We start from the raw sequence: 17,774 nt of genomic DNA on the forward strand, positions 1-17,774 counted from the left end.
CCTGCGATCTTTTGATCTTTCTCTTGAGATTCAAGTGTTTTTGGGAAGATCGCAGCCTCGTTGCACTCGACAGCTCCTACACCTTCACGTGAGTGGCGCTTGGATCGATGACCTTGGCGGTAATGTCGACCAGCTCCAACCCCCAATCCCCATGCAGGTACCAATCGTCCCCGATCATCTCGGCCGGGTGCATCGTTCGATCGGCACCGTTGCCGCAGGCCAGCGCACTGGTCGGACAGTAACGATCACAGCCCCAACAGATGCGCTCGGGATGTTTGGGACTGATGGGAAAGGGCTTTGCCATGACGACCCCGCATAACCGATGGGTGTACCCGTACCCTACCCCGTCGAGGCACGACCTCCCTTGATCCTGATCAAGAACAGCCGCGCAGCAGCGAATAGGCGTTCGCCGATCAAGAATTCGCGCTAAAAATTGACAAGAATCATTATTATTCGCAGCAAAGCTTCCTAGACTCGGCGCCATCATTTAGCCAACCAGGAAGTCATCATGCGCACACTTGCCACTCTACCTCTGGCCCTGCTGTTTCTCGCACCACTGGCCCAGGCCAAGGAATACCCCATCGGCGAACCGCAACTGTGCCCAGGGCTGGAAGTCGGTGCGGTGTACCTGCAACCGATTGAAATGGCACCGGCCGGGATGATGCGGGCCACGGCCGATTCCGACGTGCACCTGGAAGCCGACATCCGCGCCACGGCGGACAACCAGCAGGGTTTCCAGGAAGGCAGCTTCGTTCCCTATCTCAATGTGTCGTTCCAACTGAAGAAACAAGGCAACGACACCGCACTCAAGGGCGACTTCCACGCCATGGTCGCCAACGACGGGCCGCACTATGGCGACAACGTCAAGCTGCTCGGCCCAGGCAAATATCAACTGACGTTCACCGTCCTGCCACCCGGCGGCCATGGCTCCCTCGGTCGTCATACCGACAAGGAAACCGGCGTGGCGCCGTGGTTCGAGCGCTGTGAATTGCACTACGAATTCGTCTACGCCGGGATCGGGAAAAAAGGCGGGTACTGAACATGAATCGCCGATTCTGGCCGTCATACCTGGCCTGGCTGATGCTGGCCGGTCTGCTGCAACCGTCAATCGCCCAGGCTGAACTGCCGACCTACGAGCTGAGCATGCGCGACGGGCATTTCACCCCGTCGCAACTGGAAGTGCCAGCCGGGCAACGCTTCAAGATCGTGCTGAAAAACATCGGCCAGGGCCCGGCGGAGTTCGAAAGCACGCCTTTGCGCGTGGAGAAAGTGCTCTCGCCCGGTGTCACGACCTTCGTGGTCATCCACCCGCTGCGTCCCGGGCGCTATCCGTTTTTCGACGAATTCAATCCGCAACTGCCCGAGGGCGGGATTCTCGCCCAGTAATCGGCCAGCAGGAGGCGTTTGCATGACTCAATCGATGTTTATTGTCTGGCGCGAAAGCGTCGAGGCGTTGTTGGTGATCGGGATTCTCCAGGCCTGGGTCAGCCGGCAACAACAGGCCAGCCAACTGCTGCGCTATGTATGGGCTGGCGCAGCGTTGGGCTTGTTGCTTTCCGGTGTGCTCGCCGGCCTGATCCTGCTGGCCGGCGAGGCCATGAGCGGGACGGCCAATGAATGGTTCCAGGCGTCGTTGGCACTGGTCGCCAGCCTGCTGATCGTGCAGATGGTCGGCTGGATGCACCGAAACGCAAGGACGCTCAAGCATGACCTGACACGCCACGCCGACCAGCGCCTGAGCCGCCAGGGCGGCCTGGGGCTGTTGGTGCTGGCGTTGCTGGCGGTCAGCCGCGAAGGCAGTGAAACCGTGGTGTTCCTGTATGGCGCCGGTGCGCGTCTGCAAGGGCCGCAACTGGGCTTGTTCGCCGTGGGTGCGCTGGCCGGGCTGGTGCTATCGCTGCTGACCGTCTCCTTGCTGCACAGTAGCCGCCGGTTCATCTCATGGCCGCGTTTCTTTGCCATCAGCGAAGCGATCCTGCTGCTGTTGGGGGCGGCGCTGTTGGTCAGCGGTATCGAGCGGGTCGGCGGGCAACTGCTCGCGATGGATTGGCCTGAGGCGGTGTATCGCGGCATTGGCGACGCGCTGTGGGACAGCAGCGCAATACTCGACGACGGCCACGGTTTGGGCGGGTTCCTGGCGGACTTCACCGGGTATCGGGCCAGCCCGAGTGCGATGACGCTGCTGGTGTGGCTGGGCTATTGGGGCGTCGTCGCGGGCTGGCTGTGGCCGCGCAAGGCGGAAAACCTGCCATGCCCGACCTGAACCCCTGGCTTCAACGCCTGGGCGACGGCATGCGGCGCCACGGTGCAACCATTCGTGCCGTGCAATGGGCGGTGGTGCTGTTCTACGCGGTGCTGCTGGTGGTGCCGGCCCTGCTGCCATTGCCCAGCGGCCAGGCACGCCTGTTCGACAATCTCACGTTGCTGGCGCAGTTTCTGTTCTGGGGCCTGTGGTGGCCGTTCGTGTTGCTCTCGATCGTGTTGTTCGGGCGGCTCTGGTGTGGCGTGCTGTGCCCGGAAGGCGCCTTGAGCGAATGGGCCAGCCAGTACGGCAAGGGTCTCGGGGTGCCGCGCGGATTGCGCTGGGCTGGCTGGCCGACCTTGGCGTTCTGCCTGACCACCCTCTACGGTCAACTGATCAGCGTCTACGACTACGCCCAGGCGGCGTTGCTGATTCTGGGCGGCTCGACCGTCGCCGCGGTGATCGTCGGCCTGTTGTTCGCCCGGGGCAAGCGGGTGTGGTGCCGTTACCTGTGCCCGGTCAGCGGCGTCTTCTCCCTGCTTGCTCGCTTGGCGCCGGTGCACTTTCAGGTGGACGAACAACGCTGGCTGGAAAACCCGGCACCGCGTCGCCCTCCTCCCAACTGCGCGCCCTTGCTGGACATCCGCCGTATGCGCGGCGCCGCCGATTGCCACGCCTGTGGTCGCTGCAGCGGCCAGCGCGATGCGGTACGGCTGATTGCCCGCTCCAGCAGCGAGGAAATCCTGCACTCGACGGCTGACGCCCTCTCGCCCTGGGATGTTCGCTTGCTGTTGTTCGGTGTCATCGGCCTGGCCATGGGCGCCTTCCAGTGGACCGTCAGCCCGTGGTTCATCGACCTCAAGCAGAGCCTGGCCCAATGGCTGGTCAGTCATGATTGGCTCTGGGCACTCCAGGACAATGCGCCCTGGTGGCTGTTGACGCACTATCCGCAACTCAATGACAGTTTCAGTTGGCTCGATGGTTTTTGCATCGTCGCGTACCTGGGCATGAGTGCGCTGCTGATCGGCACTTCGCTGATGCTGCTGATGCGCCTGGCGGCACGCCTCTCGGGGGATAGCGCACAATATTGGCCCTTAGCCATCACCCTGACGCCCCTTGGCGGTGCAGGGTTGTTCCTCGGTTTGTCGGCCACCACGGTCAAACTGTTGCGCTATGAAGGACTGCTGCTGGAATGGGTCCAACCGGCTCGGGCCGTGTTGCTGATAGCGGCGATAGCCTGGAGTTTATGGCTGGGCTGGAAACGCCTGCAGCAAACAGAGGTATCACCGATCCAGCGATTGCCGGCCATGTCATGCCTGGTCTTGGCCAGCAGCTTGGTGGGTTATGGCTGGTGGTTGCAATTCTGGGGATGGTGAGCAAGGGATTGCGGGTGTTCACAGCATCCGGATTCGACACAAACCCCTTGTGGGAGCGAGCCTGCTCGCGAAGATGTCGGCACATCCAACATCACCACAAGCTGACCCAGCGCTATCGCGAGCAGGCTCGCTCCCACAGGGGGGCCCGGGTTTTCACAGCATCTGGATTCGACACAAAATTCTTGTGGGAGCGGGCTTGCTCGCGAAGGGGTCGGAACAGCCAACATCATCGCAGACTGATCCGCCGCTATCGCGAGCAGGGGGTTGCGGATACTCACTGCATATGGATTCGACACAAAATCCTTGTGGGAGCGAGCCTGCTCGCGATGACGTCAGCAGCATCAGCATCGATGCAAGCTGACCCTCCGCTTTCGCGAGCAAGCCCGCTCCCACAGGGGGTCGGGTGACTACGACTTCGGCGGGCATCTCGCCCCGCAATAAACTATCTAGACCTTGAACCGCGCCACCGTCTCGTGCAGTGAGCCGGCCATCTGCGCCAGGTCCTGGCCCGCCGTATCGGTATGTCGGGCGCCCAGCATGACCTGTTCGGAGAGGTTGCGGATACCCACCAGGTTACGGTCCACCTCTCGCGCCACCAGGGCCTGCTGTTCCGTGGCGCTGGCGATCATCAGGTTGCGCTCGTTGATCTGCGAGATCGAGCGGGCGATTTCGTCCAGGGCATCGCCGGAGCGCTGGGCCACTAGCAGCGTGGCTTGCACCAGTTCGCTGTTGTTCTGCATGGAGCTCACTGCGTGCCCGCTGTCCAGGCGGATGTTACCGATCATGCCCTCGATTTCCCGAGTCGAATCCTGGGTCCGATGAGCCAGCGCCCGGACTTCATCAGCGACCACCGCAAAGCCACGCCCGGCATCGCCGGCGCGGGCCGCTTCGATGGCGGCGTTCAGTGCCAGGAGATTGGTCTGATCGGCAATGCTGCGGATCACATCCAGCACCGAGCTGATGTCCTGGACCCGTCCGGCCAATTGTTGGATTCGCCCGGAACTGTCCGTCACACCTTCGGCCAGCGCGGTAATGGAAGCCACCGTTTCCTGGACCTGTTCACGCCCGCGCTGGGCCGTTTGCTCGGACACTCGCGAGGCTTCGCTGGTGCTCACCGCATTGCGCGCCACTTCATCCACCGCGGCAGTCATCTGGTTCACGGCCGCGGCCGCCTGTTCGATTTCATGCCCTTGCAACTGCAAGGTGCTGCTGGTCTGGCTGCTCACCGCGCTCAGTTCTTCGGAGGAACTGGCCACCCGATCCACCGAGGCCGCAATGTGCCGGACCATGCTGTTGAGGCTCTGCTGCATGTCGTGCATGTTGCTCATCACGCTGTCATTGGCGCCGACGCCCACGGGCACGCGGATCGTCAGGTCGCCCTGGGCGATGAGGTTAAGCACCCGCGCCGCGTCATTGGGCTCACCGCCCAGGGGGCGGGTCACGCTGCGGATCACCAGGACCGCCACGGTCGTCACCAGTGCCAGGCAAGCCAGCACCAACGCCAGCATGTTGCGCCGCGCATCGTTGTAACGTGCCTGGGCCTGGTGCTCACGCTCGACGAAGACCTTGCCCTGCATCGCCATGATCCCTTCGAGACTCTTGTACACCTCGCGCTCCGCCGGAATCACCCCTTGCTTGAGCTGCGTCATCGCCTCCTCCGTCGCGCCCTGGCGGATCAACGCCTGCACCTGGACGAATGCCGCCACATAGGCCTCGCGACGCTTCTTCAATTCGGCATATGCGGCCTTGCCTTCAGGCTGATCGAACAGCGGCTCAAGCGTGGCGAAAGCCTGGGTAATCCGTTGCCGGGTGGCGTCGATGGATTGCTGGACTTGCGCATTGTTCTTGTCGATCAGCAAGTCTCGGGTGTTCCTGGCGTTATCGCGCACGCCCGTGGCGATCATCATGATCGGATCGATCTTCGGCCAATCCTGCCGAACGATCTGCTCGGCCTGGTCGCGCAGCATCGCCAGGTCGTTCAAGGCGTAGAACGTCAAGGCGATCAAGGCCAGCGGCGCGATGGCAAAGCCGATCACGATGCGTTGGGCGGTGGTGAGTCTGGTCATATCAAATGCTCCCTGTTCAACTACCTGCCGGTTGGCAGCGCATCTGAAAACCTTGAAAAAAGAGGGCCCGGTTATCCCGGGCCGCTGTCGCTCACGCGTCCCGACGTTCGCTCAACTGCGTAAGACGAACGAAGGAAACAGCTCGCGCATGGCGGCCCATAGTTCGGGCTGCAAAGCATGTGCCGAGACGCTGGAAAGGTGGGGATCGAGCATCCGGGCAGTGCGTACCAGTTGCACGGCGAACCGCGTAACGCCGCGTTCGCTCAAGCGTCGGGCCAGGGTCAGCAACCGCTCGGGGTCGAACAGATGCCAGTGCACCGTCGTGCGGCATTCATAATCCACGCCGCTGGCCAGCAGATGGTCGAGGCTGCGCCAGTTGGCAGGGCCGCTGCCTTCGACCCGGGTCACATCGAGGGCATCTTCAGGCAAGGCCTTGACGTCGAAGCCCACCCAGTCGGCAAGACCGACCACTTTGGCGAAGGCCGCTGGCTTGATGCCGGCGCTGTGCAGGCCGATGCGAAAACCCATCTGCCGCACTTCCTCCATGGCCGGCGCCAGGCCGTCCTGCAAAGTCGGTTCGCCGCCGCTGAAGACCACGGCGTCGAGCAGATCCTGGCGACGTTGCAGGAACGCCAGCACCCGGCACCAATCCACCTCCGCGCTGCCGCGCGGCGGGATCAGTTGCGGGTTATGGCAATAACGACAACGCCAGGCACAGCCCTGGCAAAACAGTACGCACGCCAGTTGGCCCGGATAATCGAGGGTGGTCAGGGGCACCATGCCCCCGACCCGTAGCACTCGACTCATGGACGCCCGGCCGCGCGTTCGGTGAAGTGCACCCGCTCGCGGTGCTCGGACTGCTTGCCCGGGTTGAAGGCCGTTACCGGGCGGTGATAACCCATCACGCGGGTCCAGACTTCGCAACGTTGACGTTGTGCTTGGGGAAGGCTTTGCGATGCATTCATGGGTGAAGCTCCTTGCGGTCGATGGATCGGATCAGTGAACGCTGCCCTGGCGCTGTTGTTGCAGCAGCAAGGCCTCGTCGCATTTCGGGCAGAACTCGTGTTCGCCGGCCAGGTAGCCGTGCACCGGGCAGATGGAAAAGGTCGGCGTGATGGTCAGGTACGGCAGGCGGAAACGTCCCAGGGCCTTGCGCACCAGTTGCTTGCAGGCCTGTGTCGAGGAAATCTGCTCGGCCATGTACAGGTGCAACACGGTGCCGCCGGTGTATTTGCATTGCAGTTCGTCTTGCAGCTCCAGGGCTTCGAATGGATCGTCGGTGAAGCCCACCGGCAGTTGCGACGAGTTGGTGTAGTACGGCGCGACCGGGCTGCCGGCCTGCAAGATATCCGGGTAGCGCTTGAGGTCTTCCTTGGCGAAGCGGTACGTGGTGCCCTCGGCGGGCGTGGCTTCGAGGTTGTAGAGGTGGCCGGTTTCTTCCTGGAATCGCAGCAGCGTGGCCCGCACGTGATCCAACAGTTTCAGGGCGAATTCCCGGCCTTGCTCGGTGTGCAGGCCTTGCTGGTCATCGGTGAAATTGCGCAGCATTTCGTGCAGGCCATTCACGCCGATGGTGGAGAAGTGATTGCGCAAGGTACCCAGGTAGCGCTTGGTGTAAGGGTACAAACCGGCATCCATGTGATGCTGGATGACCTTGCGCTTGACCTCCAGGCTCTCCATCGCCAGTTCCATCAGGGTATCGATGCGTTGCAGCAAGGCGCTGGTGTCGCCCTTGTACAGATAACCCAGGCGGGCGCAGTTGATCGTCACCACCCCCAGGGAACCGGTCTGTTCCGCCGAACCGAACAGGCCACCGCCGCGCTTGAGCAACTCGCGCACGTCCAGTTGCAAGCGGCAGCACATCGACCGCACCTGATTGGGTTGCATGTCCGAGTTGAGGAAGTTCTGGAAGTACGGCAGGCCGTAGCGGGCGGTCATTTCGAACAGCCGGTCGGCGTTCTCGCTGTCCCAGGGGAAGTCATGGGTGATGTTGTAGGTCGGGATCGGGAAGGTGAAGACCCGGCCTTTCGCATCGCCGGCCTGCATCACCTCGATGTAGGCGCGGTTGATCAACTCCATTTCCGCTTGCAGGTCTCCGTAGGCGAACGGCATCTCCTGGCCACCGATCACCGGGATCTGTTCGCGCAGATCCTCCGGGCAGACCCAGTCGAATGTCAGGTTGGTGAACGGCGTTTGCGTGCCCCAGCGCGACGGCACATTGAGGTTGTAGATGAACTCCTGCAACGACTGGCGGACCTCGTCGTAGCTGAGTTGGTCCTTGCGTACATAGGGCGCCAGGTACGTGTCGAACGAGCTGAACGCCTGGGCGCCGGCCCATTCGTTTTGCAGGGTGCCGAGGAAATTCACCATCTGTCCCAAGGCACTGCTCAGATGCTTGGGCGGCCCGGCCTCGACCCGCCCGGGCACGCCGTTGAGGCCTTCGTGCAACAGGGTGCGCAAGGACCAGCCGGCACAGTAGCCAGCGAGCATGTCCAGGTCATGGATATGCAGGTCAGCCTCGCGGTGCGCCTCGCCGATGGCCTGGCTGTAGACTTCGTCGAGCCAGTAGTTGGCGGTGACCTTGCCCGAAACGTTGAGGATCAGCCCGCCGAGGGAATACCCCTGGTTGGCGTTGGCCTGCACGCGCCAGTCTTCGCGATCCAGGTATTCGTTCATCGACGTGGCGACTTCCACCAGTGTGCGACGATCCCGACGCAGGCGTCCGTGTTGCTCGCGATACACGATGTAGGCACGCATGGAGAGAAAGAAACCGGCGTCCATCAGTACCCGTTCGACACGGTCCTGGATCTGCTCGACGCTCAACCGCGTCTGCCCTTCCAACCGCGCCAACACTGCCTCCAGCAACGCCTCGGCCTCGGCTTCGGCGTATTCGCCGGTGGCCTTGCCAGCGGCGATCAGCGCCTGGCGGATCTTGTCCGCATCAAAGGCGACCACACTGCCATCGCGCTTGTGCAAGCGGTTACACCCTACTGAGATCAACGTGCTCTGCATTTTGGCTCCAAACACTACATATAGGCTTTTTGAGATCTTTAAACACAATATGCAGTGGAGAGTACGGGCAAAAGGCAGGGTTGCAATTGATCGACATCAAGAATCGGCAGCGACTATTCGTCAGGCTGAAAGGTCATTTGGCAGCCCCCTGATCCCCTGTGGGAGCAAAGCTTGCTCGCGATGAACGATGACACGGTCTTGCAGTTAAACCGTGTCGCCTGCATCGCGGGCAAGCCTTGCTCCCACATGGGTTACGGCGTGACTGTAAGATTTGTATCCACAACAAATCCCCTTGTGGGACCTGAGCACTGCTCAGCCCCCACTCATGTTCATGAACCGCACAATCTGCACTTCCCCACCCGGATTGAAGTCATGGCGCAGTGGCTTGCCACGCAACGCCTGTTGCACCGCCTGGATCACCGGTTGGTCTTCCAGCGGATAACGCCGCAGCAAGCCGCGCAGGTCGAGGGAGTCCTCTTGTCCCAGGCACAACAGCAAGCGCCCTTCGACGGTCATGCGCACGCGGTTGCAACTGGCGCAGAAGTTGTGGGTGTTGGGCGAAATGAAACCGATCCGGGTATCCGGATGACGCTCCAGGCGCACATAGCGCGCCGGCCCGCCGCTGCTCTCGGCGCTGTCGAGCAGGCGATGATGGCGGGCGATCTCGGCCCGCACCTCATCGCTGGAACAGAACGACTCGCCCCGGGAACGCCCGACCTCCCCCAACGGCATCTCCTCGATAAAACTGATGTCGATACGTTGGTCGATGGCGTACTGCACCAGCGCCGGAACTTCATCGAAGTTGCGTCCCTTCATGACCACGCAGTTGAGCTTGATCCGCTCGAACCCGGCGACCTTCGCCGCTTCGATGCCGGCCAGCACCTGGTCCAGGTTCCCGTTGCGAGTGATCGCCCGAAAACGTTCGCCGTCCAGGCTGTCGAGGCTGATGTTCATGCGCTTGACCCCGGCCTCGACCAGCGGCTGGGCCAATCGTCCCAGCTGCGAGCCGTTGCTGGTCATCACCAGTTCCCGCAGGCCGGGCAATGCCGCGATCTCGCGACACAGCCCGACGATGCCCGGACGGATCAGCGGCTCGCCACCGGTCAGGCGGATTTTCTTCACCCCCAGGCCGACGAACAACCGCGCCAGACGCTGCAACTCCTCCAAGGTCAACACTTGCTGACGCGGCAGGAACGTCATGTTTTTCGCCATGCAATACACACAACGAAAATCACAACGATCGGTCACCGACATCCGCAAATAATCGATCTGGCGCCCAAACCCGTCCTGCAACACCGCGTTCATGAAGATCTCCCGATTGAGCCCGTGCTCACTGCACCAGCGGCGAGTCGGCACCCTGAAGGTGAATGCCGCGAATATCCGCCGCACCGATCAGGGTTTGCAGGTACTGCACCAGCGCTTTTTGCCACACGCCCTGCTGCAACTGGGTACGAATCGCCGTCGCTACCGCCTCATACGGCAATGGCTGGCCATCGATTCGCTGGTCGATGCTGATCACGTGCCAGCCGTAACGACTTTCCAGCGGTTTACCGGCCAGGCCCGCCGGCAGGGTGAACAACTGGCGCTCCAGTTCAGGCACGGTCTGGCCCTTGCTGATCTGCCCCAGCGAACCGCCCTGCGCCTTGGATGGACACGCCGAATGCGTCAGCGCCAACTCGGCAAAACTGCCCGGGAACTGGTCCAGCCGCTCCAGCAGCAGCTCGGCCTGGACATGGGCCAGGCTGCGCGCCTCGGCATCGTCCGGCGCACATTCGAGCAGGATGTGCCGCACCGCCAGCAACGGTGCGCTGTGAAAGCGCGCCCGGTTGTTTTCGTAGTAACGCAGGCAGGTGGCCTCGTCGCACTGCGGCACCTGCACCTCGCGTTCGAGCAACAGCCGCGTGGCTGCCTCCTCTTCGTTTTCCCCGGCACCGACCTGCAACGCCAGGCCAAGCTCGGCGATACGCTGCTGGAGCAATTCGCGAATCACCAGCGCCCGAGCGGCCTGGTAGACCGCATCCTCGCGACTGTCAGCCGGGTGATATTGCAGCTCCTGGGCCATCGCCTGCGGGGTGATCGACACCCCGTTGACGCTGATGATCGGCCACTCCTGTTCACTGCTGGCAATCAACTGCGGCGCTTCATCTTCCGCCACCGGCCCGGCCTGGGCCGGCTCGAACTGCACCGCCCCTGCCGGTTCGGCATCGGCCACCGGCGCCATCACCGGTGCCGCTTTTGCCGAAGAACCACAGCCGCCGCTGCCGCCACCACCACCGCCACATCCGCATCCACTCGCCATGATCTTCTCCTCAAAACTTCTGCCGAACGATTTGATAACGACGCCCCAGGTACCAGACCGGCGCACTGACGATGTGGACCAGACGGGTGAACGGGAACAACACGAACAAGGTCAGGCCCAGCACCACGTGGAGCTTGTAGACCAGGCCCACCGGTGCTATCGCGGTAGCGGCTTCCACCGGACGCAACAGCACGGTGTTCTGGGCCCAGTCGGCCAGCATCACCATCACCGAGCCGTCCATATGGGCGGTCGACGCGACGATGGTCATCAGCCCCAACACCAGTTGCACCAGCAGCACCACCAGCACGAGGATGTCCGAGGCACTGGACGTGGCGCGAACCCGTGGGTCGGTCAGGCGACGGTTGAGCAGCATCACCAGGCCGATCAGGCCCAGCACGCCGAAGAAACCGCCGGAGACCATCGCCAGCAACTGCTTGTTCTCGGTGCTCAGCACATGGTGGTAGATCGCCGCGGGCGTCAGCAGGCCGACGAAGTGCCCGGCCAGCACGAACAGCACGCCGATGTGAAACAGGTTGCTGGCCACACGCATGCCGCGCTTGTTGAGCATCTGGCTGGAACCGGCCTTCCAGGTGTACTGGGACAGGTCGAACCGCGCCCAGCTACCGATCAGGCAAATCGCCAGGGCGACATAGGGGTAGACCCCGAACAACAACAGATCCCATTTAGACATTGCCCACCTCCCCGGCTGGCGCTGCGGCCCGCCCTTCATGCTGAAAATCCACCCAGTGCAGCGGCACCGCACTTTCGTCCCGCGCCTTGCCCGGCGCGCTTGGCATCGAGCTGCAACGGTCTTGCTGCTCGGCCTTCATGAAATCGACCGCCTCTTCTTCCCAGACCCTGTCCAGGGCTTCGAGGGAGTCATCCCGTGGCTCGGCCTTTACTTGTTCAAGCATCTCGGCCACCGCCACCTGGGGTTCAGCGCCGGATATCTGCAGCAGAGCCCGGAAGCAACTGGCGTAGGCGCTTTCACGCTCTTCCAGGCGCGCCGCGAGCAAGGCCAGCAGGTGGGCTACATCGGCCAGGCCCTCGCGGGCCTCGATGTCTTCGCGGGTGGAAAGAAACTCCAGGTACAACGGGATGTAGTCAGGCAGCTCCTTGACGCCGATGGCGAAACCGGCCTCTTCGTACTGGGCCATCATGTCGACCATCGCCTGGCCGCGGTCACGGGATTCGCCATGGACATGCTCGAACAACAGCAGTGACAGCGAACGACCGCGACCGAACAGCGCACCGTAGTGCTCCTGGCCATCCATCAGGTCCTTGCCGCAGATCACCTCCAGCAACTCGAACAACCCGGAGCGCTGGGCGGGACTGATTTCCCGCGCCTGGAGAATGGCCTGTTCCAGCTCGTCACGACCGGCCACCAGGGTCTCGGTCGGGTAGTCGAGCAGCAACGAAATCACTTTGAGAATGCGCATGCTCATTCCTCCCACAACTGCACGGTTTTGATCACGTCGCGGCGGTTGGCCTTCTTGCCACCGAACATGTTGGTGTCGGAACTGCCACTGCAACCACTGCCAAAGCTGAAGCCGCAACCGGAGCGCTCGGCGAACGCGTCGCTCATGGCGTCTTCGCGGTGGGCGCTTGGCACGACGAAGCGGTCTTCGTAGTTGGCGATGGCCAGGTAGCGGTACATCTCTTCCACCTGGTTCACGCTCAAGCCGACGTCGGCCAGCACTTGCAGGTCCTGCACGCCGTCGACCTGCTCGGAGCGTTTGTAGGCACGCATCGCCAGCAAGCGTTTGAGCGCAAGCTTGACCGGCTTTTCATCGCCGGCGGTGAGCATGTTCGCCAGGTAGCGCAGCGGGATACGCAGGCTGTCGACGTCCGGGATCACCCCGTTCATGCCCACGGTGCCGGCCGTGGCAGCGTTCTGGATCGGCGACAGTGGCGGCACGTACCAGACCATTGGCAAGGTGCGGTATTCCGGGTGCAGCGGCAGTGCGAGTTTCCAGTCCACGGCCATTTTGTAGACCGGCGAGCGTTGCGCCGAGTCGATCACCGACTGCGGTACACCATCGGCCAGGGCCTGGCGAATCACCGCCGGGTCGTTCGGGTCGAGGAAGATCTCCAGTTGTTTCTCGTACAGGTCCTGCTCATTGGCGGTGCTGGCCACTTCGCTGATGCGATCGGCGTCATACAGCAGCACACCGAGGTAACGGATACGTCCAACGCAGGTTTCAGCGCAGACGGTCGGCATCCCGGCTTCGATGCGTGGGTAGCAGAAGATGCATTTTTCCGATTTGCCGCTCTTCCAGTTAAAGTAGATCTTCTTGTACGGGCAGCCGCTGATGCACATGCGCCAGCCACGGCATTTCTCCTGGTCGATCAGGACGATGCCGTCCTCCTCGCGCTTGTAGATCGCACCGCTCGGGCACGACGCCGCGCACGTCGGGTTCAGGCAGTGCTCGCACAGGCGCGGCAGGTACATCATGAAGGTGTTTTCGTACTCGCCGTAGATGTCCGCCTGGATCTTGTCGAAGTTCTTGTCCTTGCGTCGCTTGGCGAATTCAGTGCCGAGGATTTCCTCCCAGTTCGGGCCCCATTCGATTTTCTCCATGCGCTTGCCGGACACCACCGAGCGAGGTCGCGCGGTGGGCTGGTGCTCACCCAGCGGTGCGGTGTGCAGGTGCTGGTAGTCGAAGTCGAACGGCTCGTAGTAATCGTCCAGGCTCGGCAGGTCCGGGTTGGCGAAGATGTTCGCCAGCACGCGGAATTTGCCGCCGATGCGCGGGTTGATCGAACCGTCAGCGTTGCGGATCCAGCCGCCTTTCCACTTGTCCTGGTTTTCCCACTCCTTGGGATAGCCGATGCCAGGCTTGGATTCGACGTTGTTGAACCAGGCGTATTCCATGCCCTCGCGGCTGGTCCAGACGTTCTTGCAGGTAATCGAGCAGGTGTGGCAGCCGATGCATTTGTCCAGGTTCAGGACCATGCCGATTTGTGAGCGAATCTTCATCTCAGTTCTCCTCGATATCAGTCGGCAGTGGACGCGGCAAATCATCGCCACTGGAACCATCGAGCCAATCGACCTTGACCATCTTGCGCACCACGACGAATTCGTCGCGGTTGCAACCGACCGTGCCGTAATAGTTGAAGCCGTAGGCCTGTTGGGCGTAACCGCCAATCATGTGGGTGGGCTTGAGCACCACGCGGGTCACCGAGTTGTGGTGGCCGCCACGGGTCTTGGTGGTTTCCGAACCCGGCACGTTCACGATCCGTTCCTGGGCGTGATACATCATCACCATGCCTTCCTTGACCCGTTGGCTGACCACCGCTCGGGCGGTCAGCGCGCCATTGACGTTGAAGCATTCGATCCAGTCGTTGTCCTCGATACCGGCGCGCTTGGCGTCGATTTCCGAGAGCCAGACAATCGGTCCGCCACGGCTCAAGGTCAGCATCAGCAGGTTGTCGCTGTAGGTGCTGTGGATGCCCCACTTCTGGTGCGGGGTGATCCAGTTCAGGACGATCTCGGTCTCGCCATTGCTGCGTTTGCCCTTCACGCCAGCGATGGTGCGGGTGTTGACCGGTGGCCGGTAGCTCATCAGCTGCTCGCCGAACGCCTGCATCCACGGGTGATCCTGGTAGAACTGCTGGCGACCGGTGATGGTGCGCCATGGGATCGACTCGTGGACGTTGGTGTAGCCGGCGTTGTAGCTCACGTGATCGTCTTCCAGGCCAGACCAGGTCGGACTGGAAATGATCTTGCGTGGCTGGGCCTGGATGTCACGGAAGCGAATCGCCTCGTGCTCCTTGGAGATGGCCAGGTGGCTGTGGTCGATGCCGGTGAATTCCGACAGCGCCGCCCAGGCTTTCAGTGCGACATGGCCGTTGGTTTCCGGCGCCAGGGACAGGATCACTTCGGCAGCGTCGATGGCGCTGTCGATTTTTGGCCGCCCTTGGCTGATACCCGCCTCGACTTCCTTGTGGTTCAGTTCGCCGAGGAATTTAACTTCCGTATCAGTGTTCCAGTTGATGCCCTTGCCGCCGTTGCCGAGTTTTTCCAGCATCGGACCCAGGGAGGTGAACTGCTTGTAGATGTTCGGGTAGTCGCGTTCCACCACGTGCAGGTTCGGCGCGTTCTTGCCCGGGACCGGTGCCACACCGGCGCTTTTCCAGTCGGTGCCGCCGAATGGCTGGGCCAGTTCGCCGACGCTGTCGTGCATCAGCGGTACGGTGACCAGGTCTTTCTCGACACCTAGGTGGCCGACCGACATGGCGGAAAACGCCTTGGCGATGCCCTTGTAGATTTCCCAGTCCGAACGCGATTCCCAGGCCGGATCGATGGCGGCCGACAGTGGGTGAATGAACGGGTGCATGTCCGAGGTGTTCATGTCGTCTTTTTCGTACCAGGTGGCGGTCGGCAAGACGATGTCGGAATACACGCAGGTCGAGGACATGCGGAAGTCCAGGGTGGTCACCAGGTCGAGCTTGCCAATGGCGCCCTCGTCGACCCATTCGGCTTCGGTGGGCTTGCACTCGGTGCCATGGCCGATGTCTTCATTCATCACGCCGTTCTTGGTGCCCAGCAGGTACTTGAGCATGTACTCGTGGCCCTTGCCCGAGGAGCCCAGCAGGTTGGAACGCCAGATGAACATGTTGCGCGGGAAGTTCACCGGGCTGTCCGGCTGCTCGCAGGCAAAACGCAGGGATCCGTCCTGCAGCGACTTGACCACGTAGTCCTTGGGTTCCATGCCCGCGGCGGCGGCGTCGCGGCAGATGTGCAGCGGGTTGGTGTTGAGCTGCGGTGCACTCGGCAACCAGCCGGCCCGTTCGGCGCGGATGTTGTAGTCCAGGGCGTGCTCGGGGAATTGCGATTTGTCGGCCAGGGGCGAGAGCACATCGTGCATGCTCATCTTCTCGTGGCGCCATTGCGAACTATGGCCATAGAAGAAGCTGGTGCCGTTCATTTGCCGTGGCGGACGGTTCCAGTCCAGGCCAAAGGCCAGGGGCAGCCAGCCGCATTGCGGACGGAGTTTTTCCTGGCCGACATAGTGGGCCCAGCCGCCGCCGGTCTGGCCGACGCAACCGCAGAGCATGAGCATGTTGATCAGCCCGCGGTAGTTCATGTCCATGTGGTACCAGTGGTTCATCGCCGCACCGACGATGATCATCGAGCGTCCACGGGTCTTGTCGGCGTTGTCGGCAAACTCGCGGGCGATCTGGATCGCCTTCTCGCGGCTTACGCCAGTGATCTGTTCCTGCCAGGCCGGGGTGCCAGGCACCGAGGCGTCGTTATAGTCCTTGGCAACGTTGGCGCCGCCCAGGCCACGGTCGATCGCCAGGTTGGCCGCCGACAGGTCGAATACGGTGGCGACTTTCGCCACGCTGCCATCGGCCAGCACCACGCTGTGCACCGGCACCCGACGGAACTGCACCGCATCACCGGCCACATGCTGGAAGTACTCCTGGGCTTCGCCGGCGAAGTACGGGAACGCCACCTCGGCGACGTCGCCGCCGATCAGGCTCAGCTTGAGGTCGATCTCACGTCCCTCGCCGCCTTCACGGGGCAGGATGTTCCACTTGCCCTTCTCACCCCAGCGATAGCCGATGGAGCCTTGGGGCGAAACCAGTTCGCCGGCGGCATCCATGGCGATGGTTTTCCATTCCGGGTTGTTGTCCTGGCCGAGGTTGTCGGTCAGGTCACTGGCCCGCAGGAAACGGTCCGGCTGGTAACCCGCACCCGGCGCGGCGCCGAGCATCGGTTTGAGCATCACCAGCACCGGCAGGTCGGTGTAGCGCTTGGCGTATTCGGTGAAATAGGCGCTCGGCTTGTCCAGGTGGAATTCTTTGAAGATCACATGGTTGAAGGCTTGGGCCAACGCGGCGTCGGTGCCCTGCTTGGGGTTGAGCCACAGGTCGGTGAGCTTGGCGACTTCCGAATAGTCCGGGGTGATCGCCACGGTCTTGGTGCCCTTGTAGCGCACCTCGGTGAAGAAGTGGGCGTCAGGGGTACGGGTCTGCGGGACGTTGGAGCCCCAGGCAATGATGTAGTTGGAGTTGTACCAGTCGGCCGATTCCGGCACGTCGGTCTGCTCGCCCCAGACCATCGGCGACGCTGGCGGCAAGTCGCAATACCAGTCGTAGAAGCTCAGGCACACGCCACCGATCAACGACAGGTAACGCGAGCCGGCGGCATAGCTGACCATCGACATGGCCGGGATCGGCGAGAAGCCCACCACCCGGTCCGGGCCGTGTTCCTTGACGGTATAGACGTTGGCGGCGGCGATGATCTCGTTGACTTCTTCCCAGTTGGAACGGATGAAGCCGCCCATGCCGCGCTTGCTTTTATAGGAGTCGGCCTTGGCCTTGTCCTCGACGATGCTGGCCCAGGCTTCCACCGGCGGCAGGGTCTGCCGGGCTTCGCGCCACAGCTTGAGCAATGGCTTGCGGATTTTCGGGTACTTGAGCCGGTTGGCGCTGTAGATGTACCAGCTGTAGCTCGCGCCGCGAGGGCAGCCACGTGGTTCGTGGTTGGGCAGATCGTTGCGGGTACGCGGATAGTCGGTCTGCTGGGTTTCCCAGGTGATCAGGCCGTTCTTGACGTAGATTTTCCACGAGCACGAACCGGTGCAGTTCACCCCATGGGTGGACCGCACGATCTTGTCGTACTGCCAGCGCGAACGGTAGACGTTCTCCCAGTCGCGGGACTCCTTGCGGGTCTCGCCGTGACCATCGGAAAACTCGCCTTGCTTGCGGTTGAAAAACCGCAGTTGATCCAGTAAATGACTCACAGTGTGTTCCTCTCAGGCTTGCTC

Annotated in this window: 15 protein-coding genes; 4 read left to right on the forward strand and 11 right to left on the reverse strand. The window is 62.3% G+C overall.

What is annotated here, in order from left to right; genetic code table 11:
• Window positions 1-76 precede the first annotated feature (76 nt).
• Window positions 77-304 (reverse strand): DUF3079 domain-containing protein, encoded by a 228-nt coding sequence (locus CFII68_RS02315; RefSeq protein ID WP_018613405.1) that lies wholly within the window; start codon window positions 302-304, stop codon window positions 77-79.
• Window positions 305-508: 204 nt separating this feature from the next.
• Here CFII68_RS02315 and CFII68_RS02310 point away from each other — a divergent pair, with 204 nt between their 5' ends.
• The 4 genes from CFII68_RS02310 to CFII68_RS02295 are packed head-to-tail and all read left to right on the forward strand — an operon-like array spanning window position 509 to window position 3,618.
• Window positions 509-1,039: an iron transporter gene (locus tag CFII68_RS02310; protein WP_018613407.1), complete on the forward strand. Its 531-nt coding sequence runs from the start codon at window positions 509-511 to the stop codon at window positions 1,037-1,039.
• Between the two features lie 2 nt (window positions 1,040-1,041).
• Window positions 1,042-1,386, forward strand: coding sequence for a cupredoxin domain-containing protein (locus CFII68_RS02305; protein WP_018613409.1), 345 nt, complete (start codon window positions 1,042-1,044; stop codon window positions 1,384-1,386).
• A gap of 22 nt (window positions 1,387-1,408) precedes the next feature.
• On the forward strand, window positions 1,409-2,263 hold the full coding sequence (locus CFII68_RS02300) for an FTR1 family protein (RefSeq protein ID WP_018613411.1): 855 nt from the start codon (window positions 1,409-1,411) through the stop codon (window positions 2,261-2,263).
• Window positions 2,251-3,618, forward strand: a complete 1,368-nt coding sequence (locus tag CFII68_RS02295; RefSeq protein WP_018613413.1) for a 4Fe-4S binding protein — start codon at window positions 2,251-2,253, stop codon at window positions 3,616-3,618. The genes CFII68_RS02300 and CFII68_RS02295 overlap by 13 nt, the downstream gene beginning before the upstream one ends.
• A gap of 446 nt (window positions 3,619-4,064) precedes the next feature.
• Here the strand turns inward: CFII68_RS02295 and CFII68_RS02290 are convergent, their stop codons facing one another.
• The 10 genes from CFII68_RS02290 to CFII68_RS02245 all read right to left on the reverse strand — a co-directional run bounded on the left by CFII68_RS02290 (window position 4,065) and on the right by CFII68_RS02245 (window position 17,750).
• A complete protein-coding gene (locus tag CFII68_RS02290; protein ID WP_018613416.1) occupies window positions 4,065-5,684 on the reverse strand; it encodes a methyl-accepting chemotaxis protein in 1,620 nt (539 codons plus the stop codon).
• A gap of 111 nt (window positions 5,685-5,795) precedes the next feature.
• On the reverse strand, window positions 5,796-6,491 hold the full coding sequence (locus CFII68_RS02285) for an anaerobic ribonucleoside-triphosphate reductase activating protein (RefSeq protein WP_033062924.1): 696 nt from the start codon (window positions 6,489-6,491) through the stop codon (window positions 5,796-5,798).
• Window positions 6,488-6,649, reverse strand: a complete 162-nt coding sequence (gene nrdD, locus CFII68_RS02280; protein ID WP_014339185.1) for an anaerobic ribonucleoside-triphosphate reductase — start codon at window positions 6,647-6,649, stop codon at window positions 6,488-6,490. Before nrdD ends, CFII68_RS02285 begins: the two co-directional genes overlap by 4 nt.
• Window positions 6,650-6,680: 31 nt before the next feature.
• Window positions 6,681-8,696 carry a ribonucleoside triphosphate reductase gene (locus tag CFII68_RS02275; RefSeq protein ID WP_018613421.1) on the reverse strand — a complete coding sequence of 672 codons (2,016 nt, stop codon included), beginning with the start codon at window positions 8,694-8,696 and terminating at the stop codon, window positions 6,681-6,683.
• A 312-nt stretch (window positions 8,697-9,008) separates the two neighbouring features.
• Window positions 9,009-10,001, reverse strand: a complete 993-nt coding sequence (moaA, locus tag CFII68_RS02270; protein ID WP_018613423.1) for a GTP 3',8-cyclase MoaA — start codon at window positions 9,999-10,001, stop codon at window positions 9,009-9,011.
• 25 nt (window positions 10,002-10,026) lie between these two features.
• A complete protein-coding gene (locus tag CFII68_RS02265; protein WP_033062926.1) occupies window positions 10,027-10,995 on the reverse strand; it encodes a peptidylprolyl isomerase in 969 nt (322 codons plus the stop codon).
• A gap of 10 nt (window positions 10,996-11,005) precedes the next feature.
• Window positions 11,006-11,686, reverse strand: coding sequence for a respiratory nitrate reductase subunit gamma (gene narI / locus CFII68_RS02260; RefSeq protein ID WP_018613426.1), 681 nt, complete (start codon window positions 11,684-11,686; stop codon window positions 11,006-11,008).
• On the reverse strand, window positions 11,679-12,434 hold the full coding sequence (narJ, locus tag CFII68_RS02255; RefSeq protein ID WP_014339180.1) for a nitrate reductase molybdenum cofactor assembly chaperone: 756 nt from the start codon (window positions 12,432-12,434) through the stop codon (window positions 11,679-11,681). Before narJ ends, narI begins: the two co-directional genes overlap by 8 nt.
• Before the next feature lie 2 nt (window positions 12,435-12,436).
• The gene (gene narH / locus CFII68_RS02250; RefSeq protein ID WP_018613428.1) at window positions 12,437-13,975 is read right to left on the reverse strand and encodes a nitrate reductase subunit beta; all 1,539 of its coding nucleotides are present in this window, start codon (window positions 13,973-13,975) and stop codon (window positions 12,437-12,439) included.
• Window position 13,976: 1 nt separating this feature from the next.
• The gene (locus tag CFII68_RS02245) at window positions 13,977-17,750 is read right to left on the reverse strand and encodes a nitrate reductase subunit alpha (RefSeq protein WP_018613430.1); all 3,774 of its coding nucleotides are present in this window, start codon (window positions 17,748-17,750) and stop codon (window positions 13,977-13,979) included.
• Window positions 17,751-17,774 lie beyond the last annotated feature (24 nt).

The sequence above is a fragment of the Pseudomonas sp. CFII68 genome, from assembly GCF_000416195.1.
In the GTDB taxonomy this organism is placed as follows: Bacteria; Pseudomonadota; Gammaproteobacteria; order Pseudomonadales; family Pseudomonadaceae; genus Aquipseudomonas; species Aquipseudomonas kilonensis.